Source organism: Oceanimonas aquatica, assembly GCF_030732065.1.
Classification (GTDB): domain Bacteria; phylum Pseudomonadota; class Gammaproteobacteria; order Enterobacterales; family Aeromonadaceae; genus Oceanimonas.
Map to the genome: position 1 here is coordinate 250,857 of NZ_JAVBHX010000005.1, position 23,452 is coordinate 274,308.

Annotated in this window: 17 protein-coding genes; 3 read left to right on the forward strand and 14 right to left on the reverse strand. The window is 55.3% G+C overall.

Translation table 11 applies throughout. From position 1 onward, the window contains the following. Positions 1 to 8 precede the first annotated feature (8 nt). Together Q9290_RS09435 and Q9290_RS09440 are read right to left on the reverse strand one after the other, a co-directional pair. Positions 9 to 977 carry an ABC transporter permease gene (locus Q9290_RS09435; RefSeq protein ID WP_306079400.1) on the reverse strand — a complete coding sequence of 323 codons (969 nt, stop codon included), beginning with the start codon at positions 975 to 977 and terminating at the stop codon, positions 9 to 11. Between the two features lie 77 nt (positions 978 to 1,054). Next, on the reverse strand, positions 1,055 to 2,647 hold the full coding sequence (locus Q9290_RS09440) for an ABC transporter substrate-binding protein (protein ID WP_306079401.1): 1,593 nt from the start codon (positions 2,645 to 2,647) through the stop codon (positions 1,055 to 1,057). A 297-nt stretch (positions 2,648 to 2,944) separates the two neighbouring features. Here Q9290_RS09440 and Q9290_RS09445 point away from each other — a divergent pair, with 297 nt between their 5' ends. Together Q9290_RS09445 and Q9290_RS09450 are read left to right on the forward strand one after the other, a co-directional pair. After that, positions 2,945 to 4,135, forward strand: a complete 1,191-nt coding sequence (locus Q9290_RS09445) for an amidohydrolase family protein (RefSeq protein WP_306079402.1) — start codon at positions 2,945 to 2,947, stop codon at positions 4,133 to 4,135. A 35-nt stretch (positions 4,136 to 4,170) separates the two neighbouring features. Next, the gene (locus Q9290_RS09450) at positions 4,171 to 5,637 is read left to right on the forward strand and encodes a chlorohydrolase family protein (protein WP_306079403.1); all 1,467 of its coding nucleotides are present in this window, start codon (positions 4,171 to 4,173) and stop codon (positions 5,635 to 5,637) included. Between the two features lie 30 nt (positions 5,638 to 5,667). Here the strand turns inward: Q9290_RS09450 and Q9290_RS09455 are convergent, their stop codons facing one another. After that, the gene (locus tag Q9290_RS09455; RefSeq protein ID WP_306079404.1) at positions 5,668 to 7,674 is read right to left on the reverse strand and encodes a UvrD-helicase domain-containing protein; all 2,007 of its coding nucleotides are present in this window, start codon (positions 7,672 to 7,674) and stop codon (positions 5,668 to 5,670) included. A 9-nt stretch (positions 7,675 to 7,683) separates the two neighbouring features. Then, positions 7,684 to 8,109 carry an Lrp/AsnC family transcriptional regulator gene (locus Q9290_RS09460; RefSeq protein ID WP_306079405.1) on the reverse strand — a complete coding sequence of 142 codons (426 nt, stop codon included), beginning with the start codon at positions 8,107 to 8,109 and terminating at the stop codon, positions 7,684 to 7,686. A 139-nt stretch (positions 8,110 to 8,248) separates the two neighbouring features. Between Q9290_RS09460 and yjeH the strand changes: the two genes are divergently transcribed. Next, positions 8,249 to 9,553 (forward strand): L-methionine/branched-chain amino acid transporter, encoded by a 1,305-nt coding sequence (yjeH, locus tag Q9290_RS09465; protein WP_306079406.1) that lies wholly within the window; start codon positions 8,249 to 8,251, stop codon positions 9,551 to 9,553. Here the strand turns inward: yjeH and Q9290_RS09470 are convergent. The 10 genes from Q9290_RS09470 to Q9290_RS09515 form a co-directional block, all read right to left on the reverse strand. Further along, complete coding sequence (locus tag Q9290_RS09470) at positions 9,498 to 10,553, reverse strand: ABC transporter permease (protein WP_371930915.1); 1,056 nt, start codon at positions 10,551 to 10,553, stop codon at positions 9,498 to 9,500. The two genes, yjeH and Q9290_RS09470, sit on opposite strands and share 56 nt — an antisense overlap. A 35-nt stretch (positions 10,554 to 10,588) precedes the next feature. Continuing rightward, entirely contained in the window at positions 10,589 to 11,515 is a 927-nt protein-coding gene (locus Q9290_RS09475; RefSeq protein WP_306079408.1) for an ABC transporter ATP-binding protein, read from the reverse strand. Further along, a complete protein-coding gene (locus Q9290_RS09480; protein WP_306079409.1) occupies positions 11,512 to 12,459 on the reverse strand; it encodes an HlyD family secretion protein in 948 nt (315 codons plus the stop codon). Before Q9290_RS09480 ends, Q9290_RS09475 begins: the two co-directional genes overlap by 4 nt. A 272-nt stretch (positions 12,460 to 12,731) precedes the next feature. Further along, the gene (gene pgi / locus Q9290_RS09485) at positions 12,732 to 14,372 is read right to left on the reverse strand and encodes a glucose-6-phosphate isomerase (protein ID WP_306079410.1); all 1,641 of its coding nucleotides are present in this window, start codon (positions 14,370 to 14,372) and stop codon (positions 12,732 to 12,734) included. An 85-nt stretch (positions 14,373 to 14,457) separates the two neighbouring features. After that, positions 14,458 to 15,738, reverse strand: a complete 1,281-nt coding sequence (locus Q9290_RS09490; protein ID WP_306079411.1) for an O-antigen ligase family protein — start codon at positions 15,736 to 15,738, stop codon at positions 14,458 to 14,460. Then, entirely contained in the window at positions 15,728 to 17,203 is a 1,476-nt protein-coding gene (locus Q9290_RS09495) for an undecaprenyl-phosphate glucose phosphotransferase (protein WP_306079412.1), read from the reverse strand. The genes Q9290_RS09490 and Q9290_RS09495 overlap by 11 nt, the downstream gene beginning before the upstream one ends. Then, positions 17,134 to 18,243, reverse strand: a complete 1,110-nt coding sequence (locus Q9290_RS09500; RefSeq protein ID WP_306079413.1) for a DUF1972 domain-containing protein — start codon at positions 18,241 to 18,243, stop codon at positions 17,134 to 17,136. The genes Q9290_RS09495 and Q9290_RS09500 overlap by 70 nt, the downstream gene beginning before the upstream one ends. Then, on the reverse strand, positions 18,225 to 19,316 hold the full coding sequence (locus Q9290_RS09505; RefSeq protein WP_306079414.1) for a glycosyltransferase family 4 protein: 1,092 nt from the start codon (positions 19,314 to 19,316) through the stop codon (positions 18,225 to 18,227). Before Q9290_RS09505 ends, Q9290_RS09500 begins: the two co-directional genes overlap by 19 nt. A 37-nt stretch (positions 19,317 to 19,353) precedes the next feature. After that, positions 19,354 to 21,066, reverse strand: a complete 1,713-nt coding sequence (locus Q9290_RS09510; RefSeq protein ID WP_306079415.1) for a beta-galactosidase — start codon at positions 21,064 to 21,066, stop codon at positions 19,354 to 19,356. A gap of 145 nt (positions 21,067 to 21,211) precedes the next feature. Beyond that, on the reverse strand, positions 21,212 to 23,446 hold the full coding sequence (locus Q9290_RS09515) for a glycosyltransferase (protein WP_306079416.1): 2,235 nt from the start codon (positions 23,444 to 23,446) through the stop codon (positions 21,212 to 21,214). Between the last annotated feature and the right edge of the window lie 6 nt (positions 23,447 to 23,452).

Sequence of the window (23,452 nt, forward strand, 5' to 3'; positions counted from 1 at the left end):
TGTGTTAATCAGTCGGCGGCTTTCATGCGCGGATCTATCACCCGGTAAAGAATGTCGACCAGAGTGTTTATGCAGATAAAGATCAGAGAGATGAACACCAGGTAGGCGGAAATCACCGGAATATCGACGTAGTTGACCGCCTGAATAAACAGGAGTCCCATGCCCGGCCACTGGAATACCGTTTCGGTGACCACGGCAAAGGCAATCAGGCCGCCGATCTGCAGGCCAATAATGGTGATCACCGGCAACAGGGAATTACGCAGGGCATGCACGTAATTGATGCTGCGCTTTTTAATGCCCCTGGCCTTGGCGAACTTGATGTAGTCGGTACGCAGCACTTCCTTCATTTCGCTGCGAACCAGGCGCATGACCATGGTGATCATGAACAGCGCCAGTGACAGTGCCGGCAGAATAATGGACGCCCAGCCTGTCTGGGTGAACAGGCCACTGCTCCACCAGCCGTATTCCACAATGTCACCCCGGCCGTGGGATGGCAGCCAGCCCAGCCACACCGAAAACACGATAATCAGCACGATACCGGCAATAAAGCTGGGCAGGGATACACCGATAAGAGAAATGGTCTGCACCAGACTGGTCAACCATTTATTGCGTGACAACGACACCCAGACCCCGGCCGGTAATCCCACCAGCAGGGAAATGACCACCGCCACAAACACCAGCTCCAGGGTGGCGGGCAGGCGCTCCATGATCAGATGCAGTACATCCATTTTGTTGTAATAGGAAATGCCGAAATCACCCTGGGCAATGTTGCCGACAAAGCGGCCGTACTGGGTAATGACGCCGTCATTCAGGCCCAGTTTTTCCCGCAATTGATCCCGTTCAAGCTGAGTGGCGCTTTCAGGCAGCATACCGTCGATGGGATCACCGACGAACTGAAACATGGTGAATGCGATCAGCGCGACCGTCAGCATCAGCCCACAGGCCTGGATCAGCCGTTGTATGATAAAAGCCAACATTCATCTCACTCCTTTGATTTGCAATGGCAAAGCCATTTTCACCGCCGGCCCCCTGTCACCAGAGGGCCGGCATACACTTAGCTTTCCTTGATGCTGGCGTACCACAGACGTACTACGTTGTCGGGATTCTGGGTGATTTCCAGCTTGTCGGAGGTCGCCCAGGCCATGGGCTCAAAGTGCAGCGGCAGGAACGGCAGCTCCTGCTGGGCCATGGCCAGCACATCCGCCATCTGCTCGGTACGCACCTTCCGATCCAGCTCAAACGAGGACTGCTCGATCAGCTTGTCGATGGTGTCATTCTGATAGCGGGGAATGTTGAAAGCGCCGTAGATACCGCCGTCCTTGGAGTGCAGCATCTGCTGGTTGATGCTGTAGGCATCGTAGAGCGGCAGGTTAGCCCAGCCCAGCACGGCCACATCGGTACGACCGTTATCACGGATCTGGGAATACACACTGCGGGTGTGCATGTTGAGGGTGGTATCGATCCCAACCTTGGACCAGTAACGCTGAACCGCCTGACACCATTGCTCCGAGTTCAGGTAATAGCCCTGCTCACAGTCAAAGGCGAGACGGAAACCATCCGGGTAACCGGCCTCGGCCAGCAGGGCCTTGGCCTTTTTCGGATCATAACCATGCTTGATGGCGCGCTCTTCGTCATAACCGGCAATGGCGGGCGCCACATAGGAATTGGCCACCGAGGTCATGCCACGCATGATCTTCTTGACGATGGCTTCGCGATCGATAGCCATGTGCATGGCCTGACGGACACGCTTGTCCTGCAGCGGGTTCTTGCCATCCACGTTGCCGGCGTTGAGCTCATCCTTCATGTTGAGAGTAAGGAACATGACGCGCAGTGAGGGACGCACCTTGACGTCGATGCCCTTTTCCCTTTCCAGGCGGGGCAAATCCTGCAGCGGAATGTCGCTTACCAGGTCGAACTCACCGGATAACATGCCCGCCAGACGGGTGGACTCGGAGGCCACCGGCCGGAACTCAATGCGATCGATGTTGTGACTGGCCTGCTCCGCCTGCCACCAATTGTCGTTTTTGACCATCACCATTTCCGCGTCGCGGCGACGGCTCTCCAGAATAAAGGGGCCGGTACCGTTGGTATGGTTGGTGGCATACCCCTCAGTGCCCTTGCTCATACTGGTGGGCTCGGTGGCGTTGTGCTCCTCCATCCATTCCTTGTCCATCATCAGAATGCCGGTGAGCTCGTTCAACGCGATGGGCGACTTGCCGCTGAGATGAATATCCACCGTGTAGTCGTCCACCTTGCTGGCACTCTTGATGGAAGAAGCATTACCGCGAATGCCAGAATCCGGGTGGGTCACACGGGCGATGGAGGCCACTACGTCGTCGGCATTGAAGTCATTGCCGTTGTGAAACTTGACCCCCTTACGCAGATGAAAACGAAGCGTTGTATCGTCTACCTGCTCCCAACGGGTTGCCAGGGCCGGCGACATTTCCAGCTGCTCGTTCCATTGCACCAATCCTTCATAGATATGGTTCTGAAACGCCAGCGCCGGAGTGGAGGCAAAGGCGTAAGGATCCAGCGTGGGAATATCGCCCTGTTGCGCCCAGCGCACCACGTTTTCTGCCTGAGCCTGCTGCGCCAGCAGCGTACAGGATGCCGCCATCAGGCAGGCGGTAATTGTCTTCATTTTCATCGTCAGTTTCCTTCCCTTGAGTGAAAACATCAATCAGGCCTGTCTGCCCGGCCGTGACCGACGGTATTGCAACAACTGAAGCAGTTATATCCAACAACAAAACAAACCATAAGTAAACATTTTGATAACAATTATTTATCTTTAAATTCACCTTGATTTATCACTTCATTAACAATTAGTGTAGGGATAGTTAGGAGGGATAGAGCGGAAAGGAAATAATGTTGTGCGATCAATGTTTATTGCTTTGTTAATCAATCACAGGAAGCTCAGCACCAATAGGGCCAGTCGGGAGGTATCATGAAGTCCACATTGCTCAGAAACGTACGCCTGAACGGGCAGCCGGAAAGTCAGGATGTCCTTATTGAAAAGGGTCGCATCACTCACATTTCCCCCGCCATAGCACCACCGGTACAGACTGAAATAGTTGAAGGCCATCATCGTCTGGCGCTGCCAGGGTTTATTGACGGTCATGCCCATATCGACAAATCCCAGTGGGGAATGGAGTGGTATGTCAATGAAGTATCCCGGGATCTGCCCGCCATTATCAGCAATGAACGGGACTTTCGCCGTCACCATGAATTTGACAGTCAGCGTCAGTCAGAGCGTATTGCTCGTCAGGCCATCAGCATGGGCACCACCCATATCCGCACCCATATCGATGTAGATACCGAGATCGGACTGCGCCATGTGGAAGGTGTGCTGGCCACCAAAGAAAAGCTGGCCGGACAGCTTTACCTTGAAACCGTGTGTTTTCCCCAGAGCGGCCTGCTGGGCCGCCCGGGTACTCAGCAACTGATGGATGATGCCCTCGGCATGGGCTGCGACTATGTGGGCGGCATTGATCCTTCCAGCTTTGAGCGGGATCCGGTGGCCCACCTTGATGCCATATTTGCGCTGGCCGGCAAGCACGACAAGGGCGTCGACATTCATCTGCACGAGCCCGGCGAACTGGGGGCCTTTTCGGTTGAACTTATCACCGAGCGTACTCGACGTCTGGGGCTGAAAGGTCGGGTCACCATCAGCCATGCCTTCTGCCTGGGTGAAGTGGACCTCCCCCGTCAGGATGCCCTGATACGAGGGCTCGCAGACATGAACATCGCCATCGCCACCACGGCGCCGTCTAACCGGCCGGTTCCCCCCTATGAAAAACTGCGGGCCGCCGGTATTCGCGTGACCGCCGGCAATGATGGCATTCGCGACACCTGGAGCCCTTATGGCAACAGCGACATGCTGCAGCGGGCCATGTTGATGGGACTGCGCTACCGCTGGCGCCAGGATCGGGAGATCGCCCAGGCATTGCACGCCATTACTCAGGGCGGTGCCGAGGTCATGGAACTGGAAGGCTATGGCCTTGAGCCTGGATGCCACGCAGACCTGGTGCTGGTCAGCGGGCAAACGGTGGCAGAAATCATTGCCAACCCGCCTCAGGACCGTGCCGTATTCAAGGCCGGAAAGCTGGTGGCAGATCGGGGTGAATGCCTGTTCTAAGCGCCGCAATCAAGCACGAAAAGGAGCTAAATTGCATGAAAATCATCAAAATGACCGCTCGTTACGTCATCGGCTTCAAGGATGGTGGTCATCATATCTATGAAAACGGCGAACTGGTGTACCAGGGTGATCGCATTCTGTTTGCCGGCCATGGCTATGAGGGGCCGTTGGATGAAACCCAGGACATGGGCAATGCCCTGATAGGGCCCGGCTTTATCGATCTGGATGCGTTATCGGATCTGGACTCGACCGTTCTGGCCTTTGACAATCAGCCCGGCTGGAAAAAAGGCCGGCTGCCCGCCAGCGACTGGCAGCGGCGGGAAACCTACAGCAGCGACGAGCTCGACTTCAACAAACGCTACGCCTTTACTCAGCTGCTGCTCAACGGCATCACCACCATCGCCCCCATTACCTCCATTCTTTACCGGGAGTGGGCCGAAACCGCCGACGAGTTTCACCGTGCCGCCGACATTGCTGCCAGCCTCGGTGTTCGCGCCTACCTGGGGCCGGCCTACATGTCCGGCTATGGCGTGGTGAACCCGGACGGCAGTCTCGACATGCGCTTTGACGAGCAACGGGGACTCAAAGGGCTGGAAGAGGCGGTGCGCTTCGCTGAACAGCTGGACCAGTACGGTGACACCATCAGCGGCATGCTGGCACCGGATCGCATCGAGGGCTGTACCCCCGAACTGCTGCGCCAGACCGCCGATGCCATGCGTACACTCGACTGCCCGGCTCGTCTGCACAGTTGTCAGGGCCAATTTGAGCTGGACATGGTGCACGAGCTGCACAATGGCCTGTCGTCGGTGCAACTGATGGCCGAGTACGGCCTGCTGGATCGCCGCTTGCTGCTGCCTCACTTGCAATATCTGGGCGGAAAGCATAGCACGCCGGAAAAAGTGCAGCGGGATCTGGCTCTGCTGGGACAGGCCGGCGTCAACGCGGTAATTTGCCCGATTGTTGCCGGACGCCACAGCAAGTTTTTCCATGGCGTACGCCAGTTCCAGCAGGCCGGCATCAACCTAAGTCTGGGCACGGATACCTTTCCGCCGGACATGATTCAGAACATGCACATGGGCACCATACTGAGCCGGGTTGAAAGCAACGACATCACCGCCGCCTCGGCTGCCGACTACTACAACATGGCCACTCTGGGGGGGGCCAGAGCGCTGGGACGGGACGATCTGGGCCGGCTGTGTGCCGGTGCCAAGGCCGACATTATGGTATTCGACTTTGACAGTATTTATACCGGGCAGAACTTCGATCCCATCACCACCATGGTGCTGAATGGCAATGGCCGCGACATCAAGGGCGTCATTATCAACGGCGAAAAAGTTGTGTGGGACCGCCAGCTGGTTAAAGTGAACATTGACCTGCAGGCCATGCATCATCAGGCCCAGCAGCAGTTCGAGCGCTTCATGACCAGCTACCCCGAACGCTGCTACCAGCATCCGCCATTGCAGGAGATATTTCCGCCCAGCTTTCCCCTGAGCCGTCCCTGACGGCCCCGGAGTGAGCCGCACTGACCTCTGTCAGGCATCCCAGCGGCTCACCCCCGAATATCCGCATTCCAGCAGCTCTTTGACAAAGGGCGATGGCAGCTGCCGGTCAGCCAGCAGAAATACCTGCTGGCGGGCGCGGGTGAGCCCCACGTAAAACAGCCGGCGCTCTTCGGCGTGAGCAAAGTCTTCCTCGGCGGGCAGTAATACGTCGAGCAGATCGGCCTGTTTTTTTTCCGGCGGAAAGCCGTAGCAGCCCCGGCTCAGGCCAAGCAGGATCACGCAGTCGCTTTCCTTGCCCTTGGCGCCGTGCAGGGTCTGGGCATCAATTTGCAGCCCGGCAAAGCGCTTGCGCCACCCCGCCAGCAGAGCGTCGTCGGGCAGGCTGAAGCGAAAGCGGGACAAGAGGTAAACGGAAGCCTCGGGCCGCCGGGCGGCTATCTGGCTCAACAGCCGGGCCACCAGGTCCATGCGTTCGTCGTCAGCCACCGGCAGCACATGCACACAGGGCCCTTCGGTGCGGTTCAGGGTGCCCAGGGTCTTGGGCAGCTGGTGCGGATTGCGGGTGACAAAGCGGCTGGCCACCCGCTCAATCACGTTATTGAAGCGAAAGGTGGTGTCGAGGGCGGTCACGGCGGTGGCCCCAAAAAAGCCGGCAAAGTCGGTGGTCAGTGTCACATCGGCGCCACTGAAGCGGTAAATGGCCTGCCAGTCGTCGCCCACGCAAAACAGCGACAGCTCGGGGGCTGCGTCGCGCAGCGCCAGCAGCAGTTCGGCCCGGTCCCGGGAGATATCCTGAAATTCATCCACCAGCACATGATGCCAGGGCACCGCAAAGCGGCCGCTGCGCACCAGCTCGGTGGCCTGCTCTATCATGTCGTCGAAATCGATTTCACCGGTATCACGCAGGTGTTGCTGATAGCGGGCCAGCAGCGGCCGCACCAGTGCCAGCTGCGTTGCCTGCTCCGGGGTGGTTTCTTCGGGCTCGCCGTACTGCTTGAGTGCGGCCACCAGCGGCGCCCATTCCCGGGCCAGACGGGTAAAGTCCGGCGCCGGCACGGTCTGAAAACGATGCTGGCGCAGCCAGGCCAGCAGTTGCATGCCATAGCCTTCTTCACCGGCCAGCTCCGACAGCCAGCGGGCAAAGGTGCGCTGTTTTTCCTGCTCGTTCTGAGCAAGCGGGCTCAGCGCCGGGGTTTGTCCCGTAGCCTGACGGATGATCATCAACCCCAGGGCATGAAAGGTGCTGACCTGCACCCGCGCACTCTCGGGGCGGCGCGCCAGCCGCTCGCGCATTTCCGCCGCCGCCTCGTTGCCAAAGGCCAGCAGTAACAGTTCGTGAGACTCGGCCTGACGGGACGCCAGCAAAAAGGCCGTGCGCGCCGCCATCACGCTGGTTTTACCGCAGCCGGCACCGGCCAGCACCAGGTTGTGATCTTCATCGGTGACACAGGCCAGCCGCTGGGCGGCAGTGAGCGGATGGGCTTCCAGGGTGTCGAACAGTTCCTTGTGCTCGGCCAGGGCCTGCTCACAGTGCTCTTGTTGGCATTGCTCACGCCAGTGGTCATCGGCATTTTGAAGGGTGGCCACCAGTTCAAAGGCGGCGTGATCCCGGTCGCTCAGGCCCTCGGGCAGGGTTTGCTCGCTCCAGCGTACCGGCTCGTCGCTCAGCCAGCGCTTCAGTTGCTGCCAGCGGGACTGGCGCAGATAACCGCTTTCCAGCAGCGCCAGACAGCGCTCGGCCAGGGGCACCACCCGGGCGGCATGGTGTGCAAACCAGCCCTGCTCCAGCCGTTGCACCAGGGCTTCGGCCCGGGCATGGGGCAGCCAGGCGCACACCAGCTGGCCCTGGTGGCAGTTCAGCACCAGCTGACGAAACAGCCGGCCGTGCTCAAGCAGCGGTGGCGTGCTCATCTCGCTCCAGTCAATGGTGTGCTGCTCACGCTTGAGGTGCAGCGCCACCCCACCACTCACCGGCTCTACCGCCGAAAAAGGATGATTAAACAGCTGGCCCAGCCAGTGAACCTTGCAGGTGTGCATGATGCCGCCTCAGGACAGGGTGTTTATCACCTCCCCCAGTATCATGTGGGTTCGCACCGTCTTGATATGGGGAGTGTGCTCTATGATGTGGCGAATGGCGTCGAGCCGCTCCATGGACTCCGCCTCCACGTACACCAGCATATCGGTCTCGCCGCTGATGGTATAGCACAGCTTGATCTCGGGCACGGCGCGCAGGGCCTCGGCATATTGCTCGCACTGGCGCACATGGTAACAAAGGGCAAAATAGGCCCGCACCAGCCCCTGGGGCCGGCCCAGCCGGGCATGGTAGCCCTTGATGATGCCGCGCTCTTCCAGGCTCTTGATGCGCTCCGACACCGCCGAGCGGGACAGGCTCACCTCGCGGGCAATGCTGGCCACCGCCATGCGGGCGTTTTCCGTTAACAAAGACAGGATTTTCCGGTCGAACTTGTCCACTGCTACCCCTTTTTCACGCTGCCGGACAAACGTCGGGTAAAAGCGACGTTTTGCCGACTGAAAGCGTCATAGTGCCGAGTCGGATTGGAATGTTGTGGCGGTAATATATCAGAATTCCTGAATACGGATTTGAAACTCGATGGGACGTTTACATAAAGAACTGGGTCTGGGCTACGGCACCGGCATGATGGCCACCTCGCTGCTGGGCAGCGGCATTTTCGTGGTACCGGCGGTGGCCGCCAGCCTGGCGGGGGCAGACTCGTTGTGGGCCTGGCTGCTGCTGATGGTACTGGTGCTGCCGGTGGCCTTTACCTTTGCCCGCCTGGGCCGGGCCTACCCTCATGCCGGCGGCGCGCCGCACCTGATTGGCCGGGCGCTGGGTCTGCCGATGGAAAAACTGGCCGCCTTTTTGTTTCTGGCGGTGCTGCCGGTGGGCCTGCCCGCCATGCTCACCCTCACCACCGGCTTCTGGCATGCACTGTTTCCGCTCAATGACACCGGCGATCTGCTGATTCAGCTGGGCACTCTGAGTCTGGTGCTGGTGCTGGGCAGCCGCCCCAGCGGCGCCTCGGGCCTGGTGCAGCTGCTGATTGCAGTCACCATTGTCAGCCTGCTGGTGGCGGTCTGGCTGGCCGGCGATCTGGCCTCTTATGCAGCAACTACCCTGCCGGCCCCGTCTTCGGTGAGCTGGGGTGCCCTGCCCGCCGTGCTGGCGGTGATGTTCTGGTGCTTTGTGGGGCTGGAAGCCTTTACCCATATGGGCGAGGAGTTTCGCCGTCCGGAGCGGGACTTTCCACTGGCGCTGCTGTTCGGGGTACTGCTGGCGGGCTTTATCTATTTCGCCTATGCCATGGCGGTGGTGAAATTTGGTCTCTTTGGTGACGAGCGCACCAACACCACCTCCTTCCCGGTGCTGCTGGCCATGCTGTTTGGCGAGCCCGGCCGCTGGGCCGCAGCGCTGGTAGGCTACGCCGCCTGCTTTGCCAGCCTCAACCTGTATGTGCAGGGCTTTGGCCGGCTGCTGTGGAGCATGGCCGACGAAGGCAAACTGCCACCGTCGCTGGGCCGGCTCAACCGTCACGGCGCTCCCTTTGCCGCCCTGTGCTGGGTGGTGGGTGCCAGTGTGCTGTGCGTGCTGGCCGCCTGGCTGTTCCAGCTGCCACTGGAAGCCCTGATGCGCTACGCCAACGGCAACTTTGTACTGGTGTATCTGCTGGCGATGATCGCCGGGGTGAAACTGCTTGCCGGCTTCTGGCGTGCCCTGGCGGTGGTCGCCACCCTGCTGTGTGCCGGTGTGTTTGTGTATCTGGGGCTGGAAGCGGGCTACGCCCTGGTAATGGGTGCGGGCTTTGTGTTGATGCGCCACTGGCACAAGCGACGGGCGGCCGCTAATCCAGCCGCTTGTGAAAACGGCGGGCGGCAACAACCAGACCGAGCAGGGTAAAACCAGCCAGCCAGAGGGCATCGGGGGCCAGGGTGGCAAGGCTGGCATCGCGCAGCAAAATGCCCCGGGCCAGGCGCATGTAGTGAGTGGCGGGCAACCCTTCGGCCAGCCACTGGGCCATCACCGGCATACCCTCATAGGGAAACATAAAGCCCGACAGCAAAATGGACGGCATCAGCACAAACACCGTCATCTGCATGGCCTGCAGCTGGTTGCGGGCCAAGGTGGAGATCACCAGCCCCAGCACCAGACTGGCGGCAATAAACAACAGGGTGGCCAGCAGCAATTGCAGCGGGCTGCCGTTCATGGGCACATCAAATAACGCTACGCCCAGCGCCAGTATGATCACCAGCTGCACCAGGCCGGCAAAAATGTAGGGCACTATCTTGCCGATCATCAGCTCCATGGGGGTGACCGGCGTAGTAATCAACCACTCCAGATTACCCCGCTCCCGCTCCCGCACCACCGCCAGGGCAGTAAACAGCACCATGGTCATGGTGAGGATCACCCCGATCAACCCCGGAATGATGTTTACAGCCGCCCGCTGCTCCGGGTTGAACAACAAAGTTACCGCAAAGGGGGCATTCAGCCCGGGCGCTGACGGGATTTCCGGTAACGATGCCTGGCGCAACAGGGCACCGGCCAACAGCGGATCCGTGCCGTCCACCAGCCACTGACCCAAGGGCCGTTCGTCCTGACGCCGGCGGGCCAAATCCGCCGGCAGCACCAGCGCCGCCCTTGCCCGTCCCGCCTTGATGGCCGACTCGGCTTCCGCCGGCCGCGCCAGCCGCTCGGTAAAGGTCACCAGACCGCCCGCTTCCAGCCGCGCCGCCAGGGCCCGGCTGTCGCCGGTTTGCGCCTGATCCACCAGCACCGCCGGAATATGCCGCACCTTGGTGTTAATGGCATAGCCAAACAGCAGCAGCTGCAGCAAGGGCACCATGATCACCATGGCAAAGGTCAGCCGGTCCCGGGACAGCTGACGAAACTCCTTGATCATGATGGCCTGAATACGGCGCAGACGAACGACCAGGCTCACTGTCTTTCTCCGGTGCAGCTGACAAAGACGTCTTCCAGGCTGGGACGCACCAGGGTCAGCTCGGCGTCAGCAAGGCGTTCGGGCAGTTGCTGGCGCAGCCAGGCCACCGGCTGCTTGATAGTGCCATCCACCAGCACACGCAGGCGCAGTCCCAGCTGGGCGGCAGACTGTACCTCGGGCAGTGCCAACAACTCGCGTTTCAGCTCGCGTAACCCGGTAGTGAGCACTTCCACCACGGTGGCGCCCAGCTCATTCATCAGCTGCTCCGGCGAGCCGTCGGCCCGCTTGACGCCTTCATCCAGAATCGCCAGACCGTGGCAGCGCTCGGCCTCATCCATGTAGTGAGTACTGACCACGATACTGGTACCGGTATCACAAAGATCGAACAGCTTTTCCCAGAAATCACGGCGGTTTTCCGGATCCACCGCCGAGGTGGGCTCATCGAGAAACAGCAAGTCGGGCCTGTGCACTATGGCCGCCGCCAAAGCCAACCGCTGGCGCTGACCGCCACTCAGGGAGCCGGCCAGCTGGCCGGACAGGGACGTGAGGTCGTGGGTGCTCAGCAACTCGTTTATGCGCTCCCGGGCTTGCCGGCCGCCCAGCCCCTGCACTCTGGCCACAAAGTCCAGGTTCTCCTGCACCGATAAATCCTCGTACAGGGAAAAACGCTGGGTCATGTAGCCCACCCGCCGCCGCAGGGCCTCGGCCTGTTTGGGCACCGGCAGGCCCAGCACGGTCACCCGGCCATCCGTGGGCAGCAACAGGCCGGTGAGCATGCGCAAACAGGTGGACTTGCCGCTGCCGTTGGGACCGAGAAAACCGTAAATGGTGCCGGCGGGAATGGCGAGATCGAGCCGGTTTACCGCTACCAGCTCGCCAAAACGCCGGGTAAGATCGTGCGCCTCAATGGCCAGCCCGCTCATGGCGACTCCGGCAACACTTGCGCGGGCACACCGGAAGGCAGCTTTATTGCCTCGGCAGGCAGTTGCACCCGGGCCAGGTACATCAGCCGGCTGCGCTCACCTTCGCTGAGGGCATAATAGGGGCCGTACACCGGCTCGCTGGCTACCCAGGTGAGCCTCCCTGTAAAGGGCTCGGTAATGCCTTCCACCCACACACGCATGGTATCACCGGGGTGCAATCCGGTGCGCGCCGCTGCCGGCACATACACTTCGGCATAGGGCGCCGTCTCGGTTTCCAGCACCGCCACCACGGCACCAGCCACCACCCTGTCCCCCACTCGGTAGGGCAGGTTTTCCACCACACCGTTGCGGCTGGCCTCGATGGCGAGTTCGTTCAGGCTAAACCGGGCCAGCGCCAGCTCGGCCTGACCGGCGTCCCGTGCGGCTTCGGCTGCGGCAATCTCCTGAATCCGGTTGCCCGCTTCGGCCCGCTCCAGGCGCTGGCGCGCCGCCGCAATTTGGGCCCGCAGACGATCGAATTGCGCCTGCGCCCGGTCCAGCTCCGCCCGGCTGGCCAGCTGGCGGGAAGTGAGTACCCGCACTCGTTCCAGATTGCGCCTGGCCTCGGGCAACAATGCCTGCAGTTGCTCCAGCTCGGCCCGAGCGGCAGCGATATCTTCCACCCGGCTGCCCGCCAATAACAACGCCAGCCCCGCCTCGGCCTGGCGCAAGCGGGCCTGCTGCCGGTTAACCTCAAGCTGCAATCGTTCCGGGTTCAGTTGCACCAGCAGAGTACCGGCGACCACCCGCTCCCCTTCCGCTACCGGCTGCGCCACCACCCGCTCACTGGCGGGCGCCAGCAACTCAATGCGATCCCGCTCCAGCGTGCCCAGCCAGGGCGCCGGTCCGGCAGGCTCACAGCCGGCCAGCAGTACACAGCAGCCAATTACCAGCAAACGGAACATACCGGACTCCAATGGGATTCATGGCTTCAGCTTAGCCGAGGTGATGCGGGTATGGATTGCGCGGGATCAGGCAAGAGGGAGTATGGTGTGGGTGGGGAATGACGTTGGAGCTCAGGCGGAACGCCCCGTAGGCCCCGTTTTAACGCGGTTGCAAACGGGGCAGCGGTGTTACATGCAGCATGATTTTCCCGGATAAATCCGGGCCTACAGCGGGTAACAGCGTTAGAGCGCAGGCAGCCTGCGCTCCAAAGCACATACAGCGGAATATTTGCTCAACTCCATGCTTTTATCTGCGCCAGCAAACCGTTGGTGGCGCTGTCGTGGCCGCTGGTGGTCCCGGTGGCGAGATCGTCAATCAGGCGAGCAGCCAGTTTTTTGCCCAGCTCCACGCCCCATTGGTCAAAGCTGTTAATATTCCAGAGCCAGCCCTGCACAAAGGTTTTGTGCTCATACATGGCAATCAGTGCGCCCAGGTTGTACGGGGTCAGCTCGTCACACAAAATCACCGTGCTGGGGCGATTGCCAGGCATCACCTTGTAAGGTGCTAGATGAGCAATGGCATCATTGCTCAGCCCTTCGGCAGCCAGCTCTTGCTCTATCTGCTCGCGGGATTTGCCAAACGCCATGGCCTGGGCCTGGGCCAGCATATTGGCCAGCAGCTTGCGCAGGTGCTCGGGGTAAGGATAAGCCGAACGAACAAAACCAATAAATTCCGCCGGCACCACCACACTGCCCTGGTGCAGCAACTGAAAAAACGCATGCTGGCCATTGGTGCCCACCTCGCCCCATACCAGAGGGCCGGTAGCGTGCTCAACCGGCTCACCGGCGTTGTTTACGCCCTTGCCGTTCGACTCCATGTTCAGCTGCTGCAAAAAGGCAGGGAAACGCTTTAACTGCTGACTGTAAGGGAATACTCCCTCGCTCTTGAGCCCCAGCACATTGATGTTCCAGATGCTGAGCAAGGCCAGCAACACCGGAATATTTTGCTCAAAGGGAGTATCACACAGGTGTTTATCCATGGCATGAGCACCGGCCAGCAACTGCTCAAAACGCTCAAACCCCACCGCCAGCGCAATGGGCAGACCAATGGCCGCCCACAATGAAAAGCGCCCACCCACCCAGTCCCAAAAACGAAACATGCTGGCTTCATCAATGCCAAAGGAACGCACCGCTTCCAAGTTGGTAGACACCGCCACAAAATGACGGGCAACAGCTGCATCGTCGCTGCTGGCCGCCAACAACCAAGCCTTGGCGGCCTGCGCGTTGGTCATGGTTTCGTCGGTGGTAAAGGTTTTGGAAGAGACAACAAACAGGGTGCGGGCCGGATTGAGATTCGACAGCACGGCTCCCAGCTGGGCGCCGTCCATATTCGATACAAAATGCGCGCGAATCCCCTTGTCCTGATAAGGTAGCAATGCCTCGGTGACCATGGCCGGGCCAAGATCGGAACCGCCAATACCAATGTTGACCACATCAGTAATGGTCTGACCGGTGTAACCACGCCAGACACCGCTATGTACTCGCTCGCAAAACCCTTGTATACGTTCAAGCTCGGCCTGCACTGCGGGCACCACGTTTTCCCCCTGGTGCACGACTACAGCATTGGCCGGCATGCGCAATGCCGTGTGCAACACGGCCCGGCCCTCGGTATGGTTAAGGCAATTGTCACCAAACAGGCGTTCAATGCCCTCGCCCAGTTTCATGTCGTGGGCCAGCGCGCACAGCTGGGCCTGCACTTCAGCCGACCAGGCCTGGCGAGACATATCCACTCGCATATGCTCGCCAAAAGCAACACTGAAGCGAGCAAACCGCTCAGGGTCTTGGGCAAAGCGCTCGGCAAGAGTGGTTTCGGCTTCTTGCTCGCCCAGTGCTGTTAACGCCACAAAACGCGGCTGCCGGTGTAAAGGTGTCATTGAAATCCCGAATTATTGTTATTAACCCTGTTGGGATTCACTGCACTCATCACCAACATGGCCTGTTTTACTTACAGCTGACAGCTTAAGGCTTACAGCTCCCCGAAGGGGTCAGTTCCATCGCCCGCATGGTGCTCCACAGCACCGCCAGCCAGAAAGCGTAAACCATTACGCCGCTGTTGTGGCCAAAGAATACCTGAGAAAGCCCAAAGTCCATAAAGGCTACGGGCAAAATGGCACCGGCGGTGGCCACTGCACGTAGCTCCAGGTTGGCACTACCCAAGCGGCGGGCAAATAATCTCAACGGTACCAAATAAAGCGCCAGCAAGGATAAAACCCCCAAAATGCCGCGCCGTGCAAAGTTATCGAGGTATTCGTTGTGAGCGTGATTATCGGCAGCAAATTGAATGACCCCCCCATGGTCGGCCAGCACCTGCATGCCCCGCTGGTAACCATTCCAGCCCCAACCGGTTAACGGTTTTTCGGCAATCAGGGTTATTGCACCCTGCCACATATCCAGCCGGGCACCAACAGACGTCCACTTATTGCCCTGCTGATATTGCTCAATATCCACAAAGGCCTGCTGCACCCGCTGCTGTACACCGGTTTGCGGCAGCGTATATACCAGAGTGCCCAGTGTCAGCAAGGCCGCCAGTGCCAGCAGCACCAAACGCCGGCCAACTATCCGTCCATAAGCCCGATACAACACCCAAAACACAAAAGGCAGGCCAATCCAGCCGCCCCGGCTGCCGGAAAGCAAGGATCCCAGAGCACCGCACAGCGCCCCCAGCAATAACATAGCCACCCAGCGCCGAGTATTGGGCTGCACTGCCGCCCAGCCAAGCCCTGCCAGGCAGAACAGACCAAATAACATACTGATATTGCCAAATTGGATCACATAGGTGTGGCCGGTGGCTCTTTCTATACCCAGAAACAACTTCTGCCACAGTGCCCAGCCAGCGGTGGCCAGGCTACCCGCTACCACGCCGCTCCACAGCCAACTCAAGCGCGGCGGAAAGGCCAGCACAAACAACAGCACAGGCACTGCAAACAAAAAGCGGCTGGGCCGATCAAAAGTCGAGACATCGGCCCCTTCCCACCACAATTGCAGCACAAATAGCAGTGAATAACCGGCCAGCACCGCCATCATAGCGACATCCTGGCGTTCAAGCCCCAGTTGTGGCCTTTGCCACGGCAGCACAAGAGCGCCCAGCAGCAGCAGGCCAGCGCCATAGGTATACCCGCTGTCCACCACCAGGGCGATGGCTCCCATTAAAAACACAGCCAGGCTGCTGTAACCACGCCCGGTAAAAAGCGGCAAAGCCCGGCCAGCCGGACTATTGGTAATGGCGCGCTCAATAGGCATTTTTATTGATAAACCCTTTAAAAATGGTCCAAAAGATAATGCGCAAATCCAGCCACAGGCTCCAGTTGTCTATGTACCAGAGATCGTGCTCAACCCGGCCTTCCATCTTTTCTATGGTATCTGTCTCGCCCCGGTAGCCGTGCACCTGAGCCCAGCCGGTAATGCCGGGTTTCACCTTATGACGGCGCATATACGACTCAACCAGCTCCTTATAATGTTCATTGTGTGCCAGCGCATGAGGCCGTGGCCCTACAATCGACATACGGCCCTGCAGCACATTATAAAACTGGGGCAATTCATCAAGAGAAGTGCGGCGCAAAAAGGCACCCACAGGCGTCAAACGGCTGTCGTGGCGGCAAGCTTGTGTTACTTCGCCGCTCGGCTCTTGATGCACCACCATGGAACGAAACTTATACACCTTAAACACCTTGCCATTTACCCCGGTGCGATACTGCTTGAACAGCACAGGCCCTGAAGAGCTCAGCTTTATGCACACCGCAATAACAAGACATACCGGCAACACCAGAACACTAATCAAGCCGCCCAGCACCATGTCCTCCAGGCGCTTCAATAAATGCGCCACACCCTTCATGGGCGTCACGCTCAAATCAAAGGCAAACTGCCCTGCCACTTCACTGGTGCGATGATTAAGCAGCTGCATATCCCTGAATTCAGGAATAAAGCGCACTTCTACCATATGATTTCGCAACGCCTGAAAAATGGATCGCACCGCCGGCCCCATCTCCAGCGGCACACAAATCCACACTTCCTGCGCACCCGAGGCCGCCACACGCCGGGCAAGATTAATCAGGTCTTCTTCACTAACTTTCTCTTTCAGTCTTTGTATGCCAGCAATGCAATAGCCCTCTTCAGGGGCACTGCGCATGCCATGGCCCGCTTGTAAAATATTACGAACAGGACCAACCAGAAATACCGAGCGCAACGACCGCCCCATCCGCCTTGCCTGACGCAATAATAACTGAATGGCTACTCGGCCAGCTGCAGCTGATAAAAAAGATACCAATAGCGCCAGCCCAACCCACTGGCGAGAATAATGCTCGGCTGAATGAGTAACGAATATAATGGAGGCGGCTACTAAGGCCACCAGCACCCAAACCACCAATTGACGTGCCAACAAAGCAGGCAGCCGTGTAATACGCCAGCGCTCATACCCTCCCAGAGTACTGTTTATCAGTACCACCAACAGCGCCATAATGGCAGTAGCCAGACCATAATGATCTCGCAAATCAAAATGACCAAAACGCCATTCATGGGCCAGTAAGGCTCCTGCAAGCAATGCCAGCATATCAAAAACCGGCACCACGAGCTGGGCAGGGTAGCGTTCGGTTAATCCTGATGAGTGGCGCAACATGCAAATTCCTAAATCTTGAACAATTACTCGTCTGGCAGCCAGCGAGTAAGCAGAGCTTCGTATTCTGCCAGCACTTTTGACCAGGTGAAACATGCTCTGAAGCGCTTACGGCTGGCAGCTTGTAATTGAGCGATGGCTGCATCATCTGCCAGCAGATGTTCAAAACTACGCTCACAGTCATTCACACTGTCAAAGTACACAGCTCCGTCACCAGCAACCCAGCGGTTAAATTTATTATTGTGAGCCAGCACAGCACTGCCAGCACCCAGAGCTTCAACCAGCGAAGGATTAGTGCCACCTACTGTGTGACCGTGCAAATACAGCCTGCAGTAGCATCGCAGCGCACCTACTATGTCAGCATCATAAACAGCACCAGCAAACAGCACCTCGTTTGACGCAGCCGCCTTTACGCTTCTGTGATACTCATTGCGCTCATCATAGCGCCCCAACACCACCAGTTTGTGATGGCGTCGTGCGGTAGAAAACGCTCGCACCAGCTCTAAAATACTGTTTTCAGGCTCGGGCCGGGCAATAATCACTGAAAACTCACCGGCTTCGAGGCCCAGCCCATGCAGTGGCGATGCGTCAACCTTAGTCAGCTCATCAGCCCCGTAAGGGATCATGGTAATGTTGCGCTCGTTCACCCGGGTGACCAGATGAGCCTTAATGCGCGGGTGATCCGCAATTAAATGACTGCCCAACCAGCAACCGGCCCGCTCGTTCAGCCACAGCCAAGCCCTGGCCGGACCTATCCATTTGTCGCGCTGCCATTCCAGCCCGTCCATATTAAACAGGTTGTGTTGCCCAGCCAGGCGCTGCCAGATATTAAACAGCGCCGTGTTATAGCCCAGAGTCAGACAAAGGCCTTGCTGCTTGCTGGCATGGCGGGCGGCTTTCCAGTCAAACGCCATAGTAGACAATGCTCCATCGCCGACCACGGGTATATGCACCAGGCGTACTCCTTGCCATTTGCTCTCATAAACAAGACCTCTGTCCTGCTCCTGGCAATATACAGTCACTTGCCAGCCTTGCTGCACTAAATATAACGCCAGCCGTTCAGCAAAAGTTTCAAAGCCGCCGTGTGCAGCAGGAATACCACGAATACCCAGTATATTTAAGTGTCTGAACAACATGATTCTGTTTCTTTAATAATGGCAAGCAGGCACTTCTCAAACCGTTCTGGCACAAAATCAAAAGCTCGCTTTTTTGCTCGTTCAGAAAAACCTTGATAACACTCAGAATTACTCAACCAGCACTCAAGACGAGCAGCAATTTCTTCTGTTTGCTTACAATCCAGTAAATAACCTTCAACGCCGTCACGTACAATTTCTGCTGGCCCTCCTTTGGTTGGTACAATTACTGGCAAACCATAGCTCATCGCCTCTACTATGGTCAGCCCAAATGTCTCTACCCATTGGTCAGACCTAGACAGATTAAGCAATACAGAAGCCCGCTCATAAAAGGGTCTGACATCATACTGGCGTGCAAACCACTCAAGGTTTACAGGCAAGTCGACTCCAGAAAAGTAACGTGTAATCTCGGCATGATCTGCATTCAACACCAGTGTAAAACGAATCATAGTATTATTTTTCAAAGCACTGGCAAGTTGCACAAACTCATCAACTCCCTTGTAAGTTTTAAGCGAGCAAACCATCAACACCTCAAAGCCAGGCTTAACTGAAATTGAGTACTCTGGCGGTGAGAATGTGTTGTACAGCAAGTACTCTTGCTTACCTAACCCCCCCTCAACGTATCGAAGAAAACGAGATACGAATATTACTTTGCATGCAGCAAACCGAATTACAAAGCGTAAGCAGCGTTTAAACTGAGGAGGGTTAACCGATGTTTCATGCAGGTGGTAAATAACTGGCTTACCCATAAGCCGAGCAGATAGTGCCGCCCCAGCTGGCATCATAGTATTTACATAAAAACACACATCTCGCCGCCAGTATCGCAAGCACTGAAAAAACAACAGAACCTGACCCAAAACATACCAAAACAGGGTTAACCAGCGATTATCACTACGCCTGAAAAACAATAATCTGCGCAATACAGGCACTGCGTTCAAAAAGCCAGAATGCTTACTAGTAAGAAGTTCACCAGTATAACCAGCCCGATGCAATACACTTATTACCCGAGCAAGCACAGCTGGACTGCCGCTGCGATCGTTATAAAGATGAATAAATATAAAATGTGGTCGCATCATAGCATGCACCAACCTTCGGCATCTAACCACAACATTCTCACTTCACCATCACAGCAGCAACAGCTCTAAAGAAGCTATCAGAGTGATAAGCAGCATTGCCACTTTCCACCTTGAACTTGGAGTGTTCTTCATCTTCTTTGAACGTACCCGGCTTTATTTCCACATAATAAGGGCTAATAAAGACAGCCCCCTCTGCATTGTGTCTTTTCAAGGCTTTTAAAATCATCTCTTCATCATGAAGCATGGCATGGACTTCTGGCATCCCATAAAGTTCAACACCCTTTTCCTGCAACCAGGAAAATGTATAATCACTATAAAATGCAGCACCATACGCATTAAATCCAAGTTGGTAATACTCATTTTTCTTAAAGGTATCGCTTACTGCCAGTTTCTCTTCACTCCAGTCTGAGTTAAACACTGGCGCGATCTGGTGTGAAAAAACCTTACTTTTCTCTAAACAGAATGAACCAGCCTGCCGGGAATACCGCTCAACTTCTTCAGAAACAGCTTTTTTTCTAAATTCATAAAAAGCTAAAGATAGTAGATTATAAAACACTGGCTGCATTGACTTGGGATAATCATGCCAATAATCAAGGCTTTTTTCTTGCTCGAGATTGAGTCCATCAGAAACAAGTTTCGGTGTAGCCTGACTACGTCCCATAACAGGTACTTCCAGCGTTTTAAGCAAAGTTTCTCGGCCATTGTCATTATAAACAATATCAACAGTATGAACTCCCGCTTCAAGGCTCTTGATATCAAGTAAATAACGATAACCCACCGCAGCATGACCGCTCCCAAGCTTGGCCTGATACACATCCATTCTATTGAGACCATATTCAGCATTACCAGCAAACTGACCATCAACATATATCTTTATGTTTACTGGCTTTCCGTCTTTTCTGACAGCCCAGCCATGTAAGGTAAGAATTCCGGATGAAGAATAATCAACATGTTGAAAAAAACTCTCAAGTGGTTCACTGTTGATATTTTTAGATGGCGGATAGATATCTTCAAACTCTGTAAAAACAGCATCAAACACCTCATTCAGACGCTGAATGCTGCCATACTCATCTTGGAGATATTGTTGAAATCGAGCAACAGTAGCAGGAGAGTAATCCGTGGTCAAAAAGTCACTACGAAAACTCATACCATTAAAAAAATCAGGATATATATGATGCAATTCACCCAACACAGTCAAAGCTCTAACTTTGTCAATATCAGCTTGATTCATATCACATAGCTGATTCATTACCTCATCTATAGCGGCAACTCTTATCTTATTAATGAGCGCGTCAGGATCATTAATTACCCAAGGATAAGTTTTGTTAGAAAAATAACCATCGATAGGTATAGAACCATCCGCAAGTTGCATTAAGCCGTCTGGATCCAGCCGTGCCACTTCACTCTCTACCACTGCATTATAAGATGTAGAGAAATGGTTATAAAAAAGGTAAAGCACTACATCACGGTCAGTTTCTTTCAAAAGTTTTAGTCTATGAGCCACTTTGGCTTCATCTATACTAAAGCTACCACTTTCATCAAAATCAACATAAGAAAGCAACGGAAAAGGAAGTGTATATCCAATACTGAAACTGCCACTCGGACTGATTTTAGGGCCGAATTCGTTCAGTTTTTCTTTAAGAATTCCAGCGGAAGTTTCACCAACTTTGAAACAATATTCAGCTGCAGAAGATTGTGATGACATCTCTTTTTTCAATGCTGACGGGCACACATCAAGCCCATCTACCATGGGAGATATCAGAGTATTACCTGCTGGTAAAGATAATGGTACAAAACTAAAGCAAACTAATAAAATCCTTATAGCCTTCAATACTCACACTCCGCATTCAGCCTTAAATAAAATCTCTTTTAGTGCTCACAACCACCTGAAAAACTTATTTTTTCAGTATTTCATGAAGCTGCCTTTCACTAAGAGCAAGCTTCAATTTTTGCTGCCAAGTATAGGGTACACGCTGCGCCAGACCACGCATAACAGGCAATTGTCGCACCCGCCAAAGCAATAAGAGCAGCCTTTCTCGTGACGTAACTGCAGAGCTCTGCTGCTGGTCAGTCTGTTGCGTCAACAGTTTCGAGGCTTTCACCAGCACATCGCTTAATAATTCGGTCGGAATATTAGCAGCCGGTAACGCTGCAAGATAATGCTTGCCATAAAAATCAGCCTGTGGCCTTAAGTGCTCAGATAAAAGTAACTCCTCAGAGTCTGCAGCCAGCCACTGAGTCACGGGTAAGTCAGCAGCCATTGCCTGCCAAAATGCTGCAAACTGCTCAGGAGTTGAATTCCAGGGCAACATATAACTTTCATTACGACCTGCAGCGCGCTCCATAAAGGCACCAAGGTTTGGATAAACCACTGGCAATCCACTATCCAAGGCAATAGAAAAAGTATAACTATAAGTTTCAGGCCAGAGCGCAGGGAACCAAATTAAGTCGGCGTTAATTGCTCTTAGTTTACTTTGCAAGTTTTCTGGCACATAAGCACCATGAGTTACTACATTTTTAAGCTCTCGAAAACCATAGCCAAGCAAGTGAAACTCCACCTCTCCAGATGGCAGCAGGCATGCGACCCGCTCCAGCAACTCAGCCCCTTTTTCACGACTGAGCGCTCCTAATATCAATACTTTAATCGGCTTTCTCGCCAGCAAAGGTGTCACTGCTGGCCAGTCTTTGTTTTCACTATCAGGATGATATGCAACCACGCTATGCTGAGTGAGTAGTGCATCATCATTAAATGCAGCTAAAAAGCGCACTGCCACATCTCGAGAAGGAAAAATAACCTGCTTTGCCTGCTGAAGCCAAGGCAACCAGTGATCACGCCAGCTTTCAGCATTCGTGCCATCTGGTAATGGATAATGCCGGGAACAAGCAATATCACGAACAGCTGGATCATCACCGGCAAAACGACCCCGTTCATCAGTCAGGCTAGGGTTGCCATTTAACAGATAATAATCATGCACAGTTACTTTATAATCACATTCAAGCATGGCAGGTAACGTAAGCACCTCTTCATCAATGCCCATCAGATGATGAAAATGTACCCGAGTGATTCCAAGCCATTTAAGCAAGCTGAGCATATCCTGATATTCATCTCGCTTATGCAGGTTAAAATGTAGTTCGTCTGCCCCAAGAGGAGACAAAGAGAGCAACACCCCCTCACCATCTGCAGCAGGTTTTAACCGAATAAAACAGGCTTTACGTGCAAAGAAATTCTGCAACTCATCCAAATGCTGAGTAACACCTCCCCCAAGACGATGTGTAACCAAAAGTATTCGGGATGATGGATGACTACGTACCAGAGCCAGAGCAGCCAGCTGCCGAGCTTGCCTTGCCGGATCTTCAGCAATAAAGCGATGAACCTCAGCAGTATAATCAGGATGTAATTCCTGCAATAACTCCATGGCCCTGGCCTTGCGCGGATCACCCTCATCCTGAAAACTGACTCCGCCTTTGTGGTAAGCAAACACATTCAGCTGATGGTAGTTAACAAAGCCTGCTTTGGCTGCACGCTGACACCAGTCATTTTCTTCACCATAACCCTTACCAAAGGTTTCTTCATCAAATAAACCAACTGCATTCATGCAATCACGGCGCATATACATACAGAAGCCAACACCTGTGGGCACCTGAATCAGCTTATGTTCAAGAGGAATAGCTGAAAACACAGCATCAATTTCAGTAACATTGAGCCCAGCAAACAGTCCATTATCAGCACAAAAGTCAGGGAAACTACAAATAGTTGCGTTATTAGAAAAAGGTGTAAGGCTGGCAACTTTATCATGAATATAGGCAGCCTCTCGCATTCTCTCTAACCAATCAGAATCAGCAACCTCTACATCACTGTTAAGCAACAGAACATCGCGATCAGGGTTTAATTTCATTCCACGATTTACTGTACCTACAAACCCCAAATTTTGTTCATTTTCGAGCAAAGTAAAAAAACCTGCATCAGCTTGCTGTCTAAGCCACAAGGTTAACTCAGGCTCAGGAGAAGCATCGTTTACTACTATTAACTGTGCCCAACTTGGGAGACTCTGCAAACTTGACAAGAGGCACTCCTTCGTTTCTTGTAAGCCACGATATACTGGAACGATAATATCAAGTTGCTTCATCATATAAAT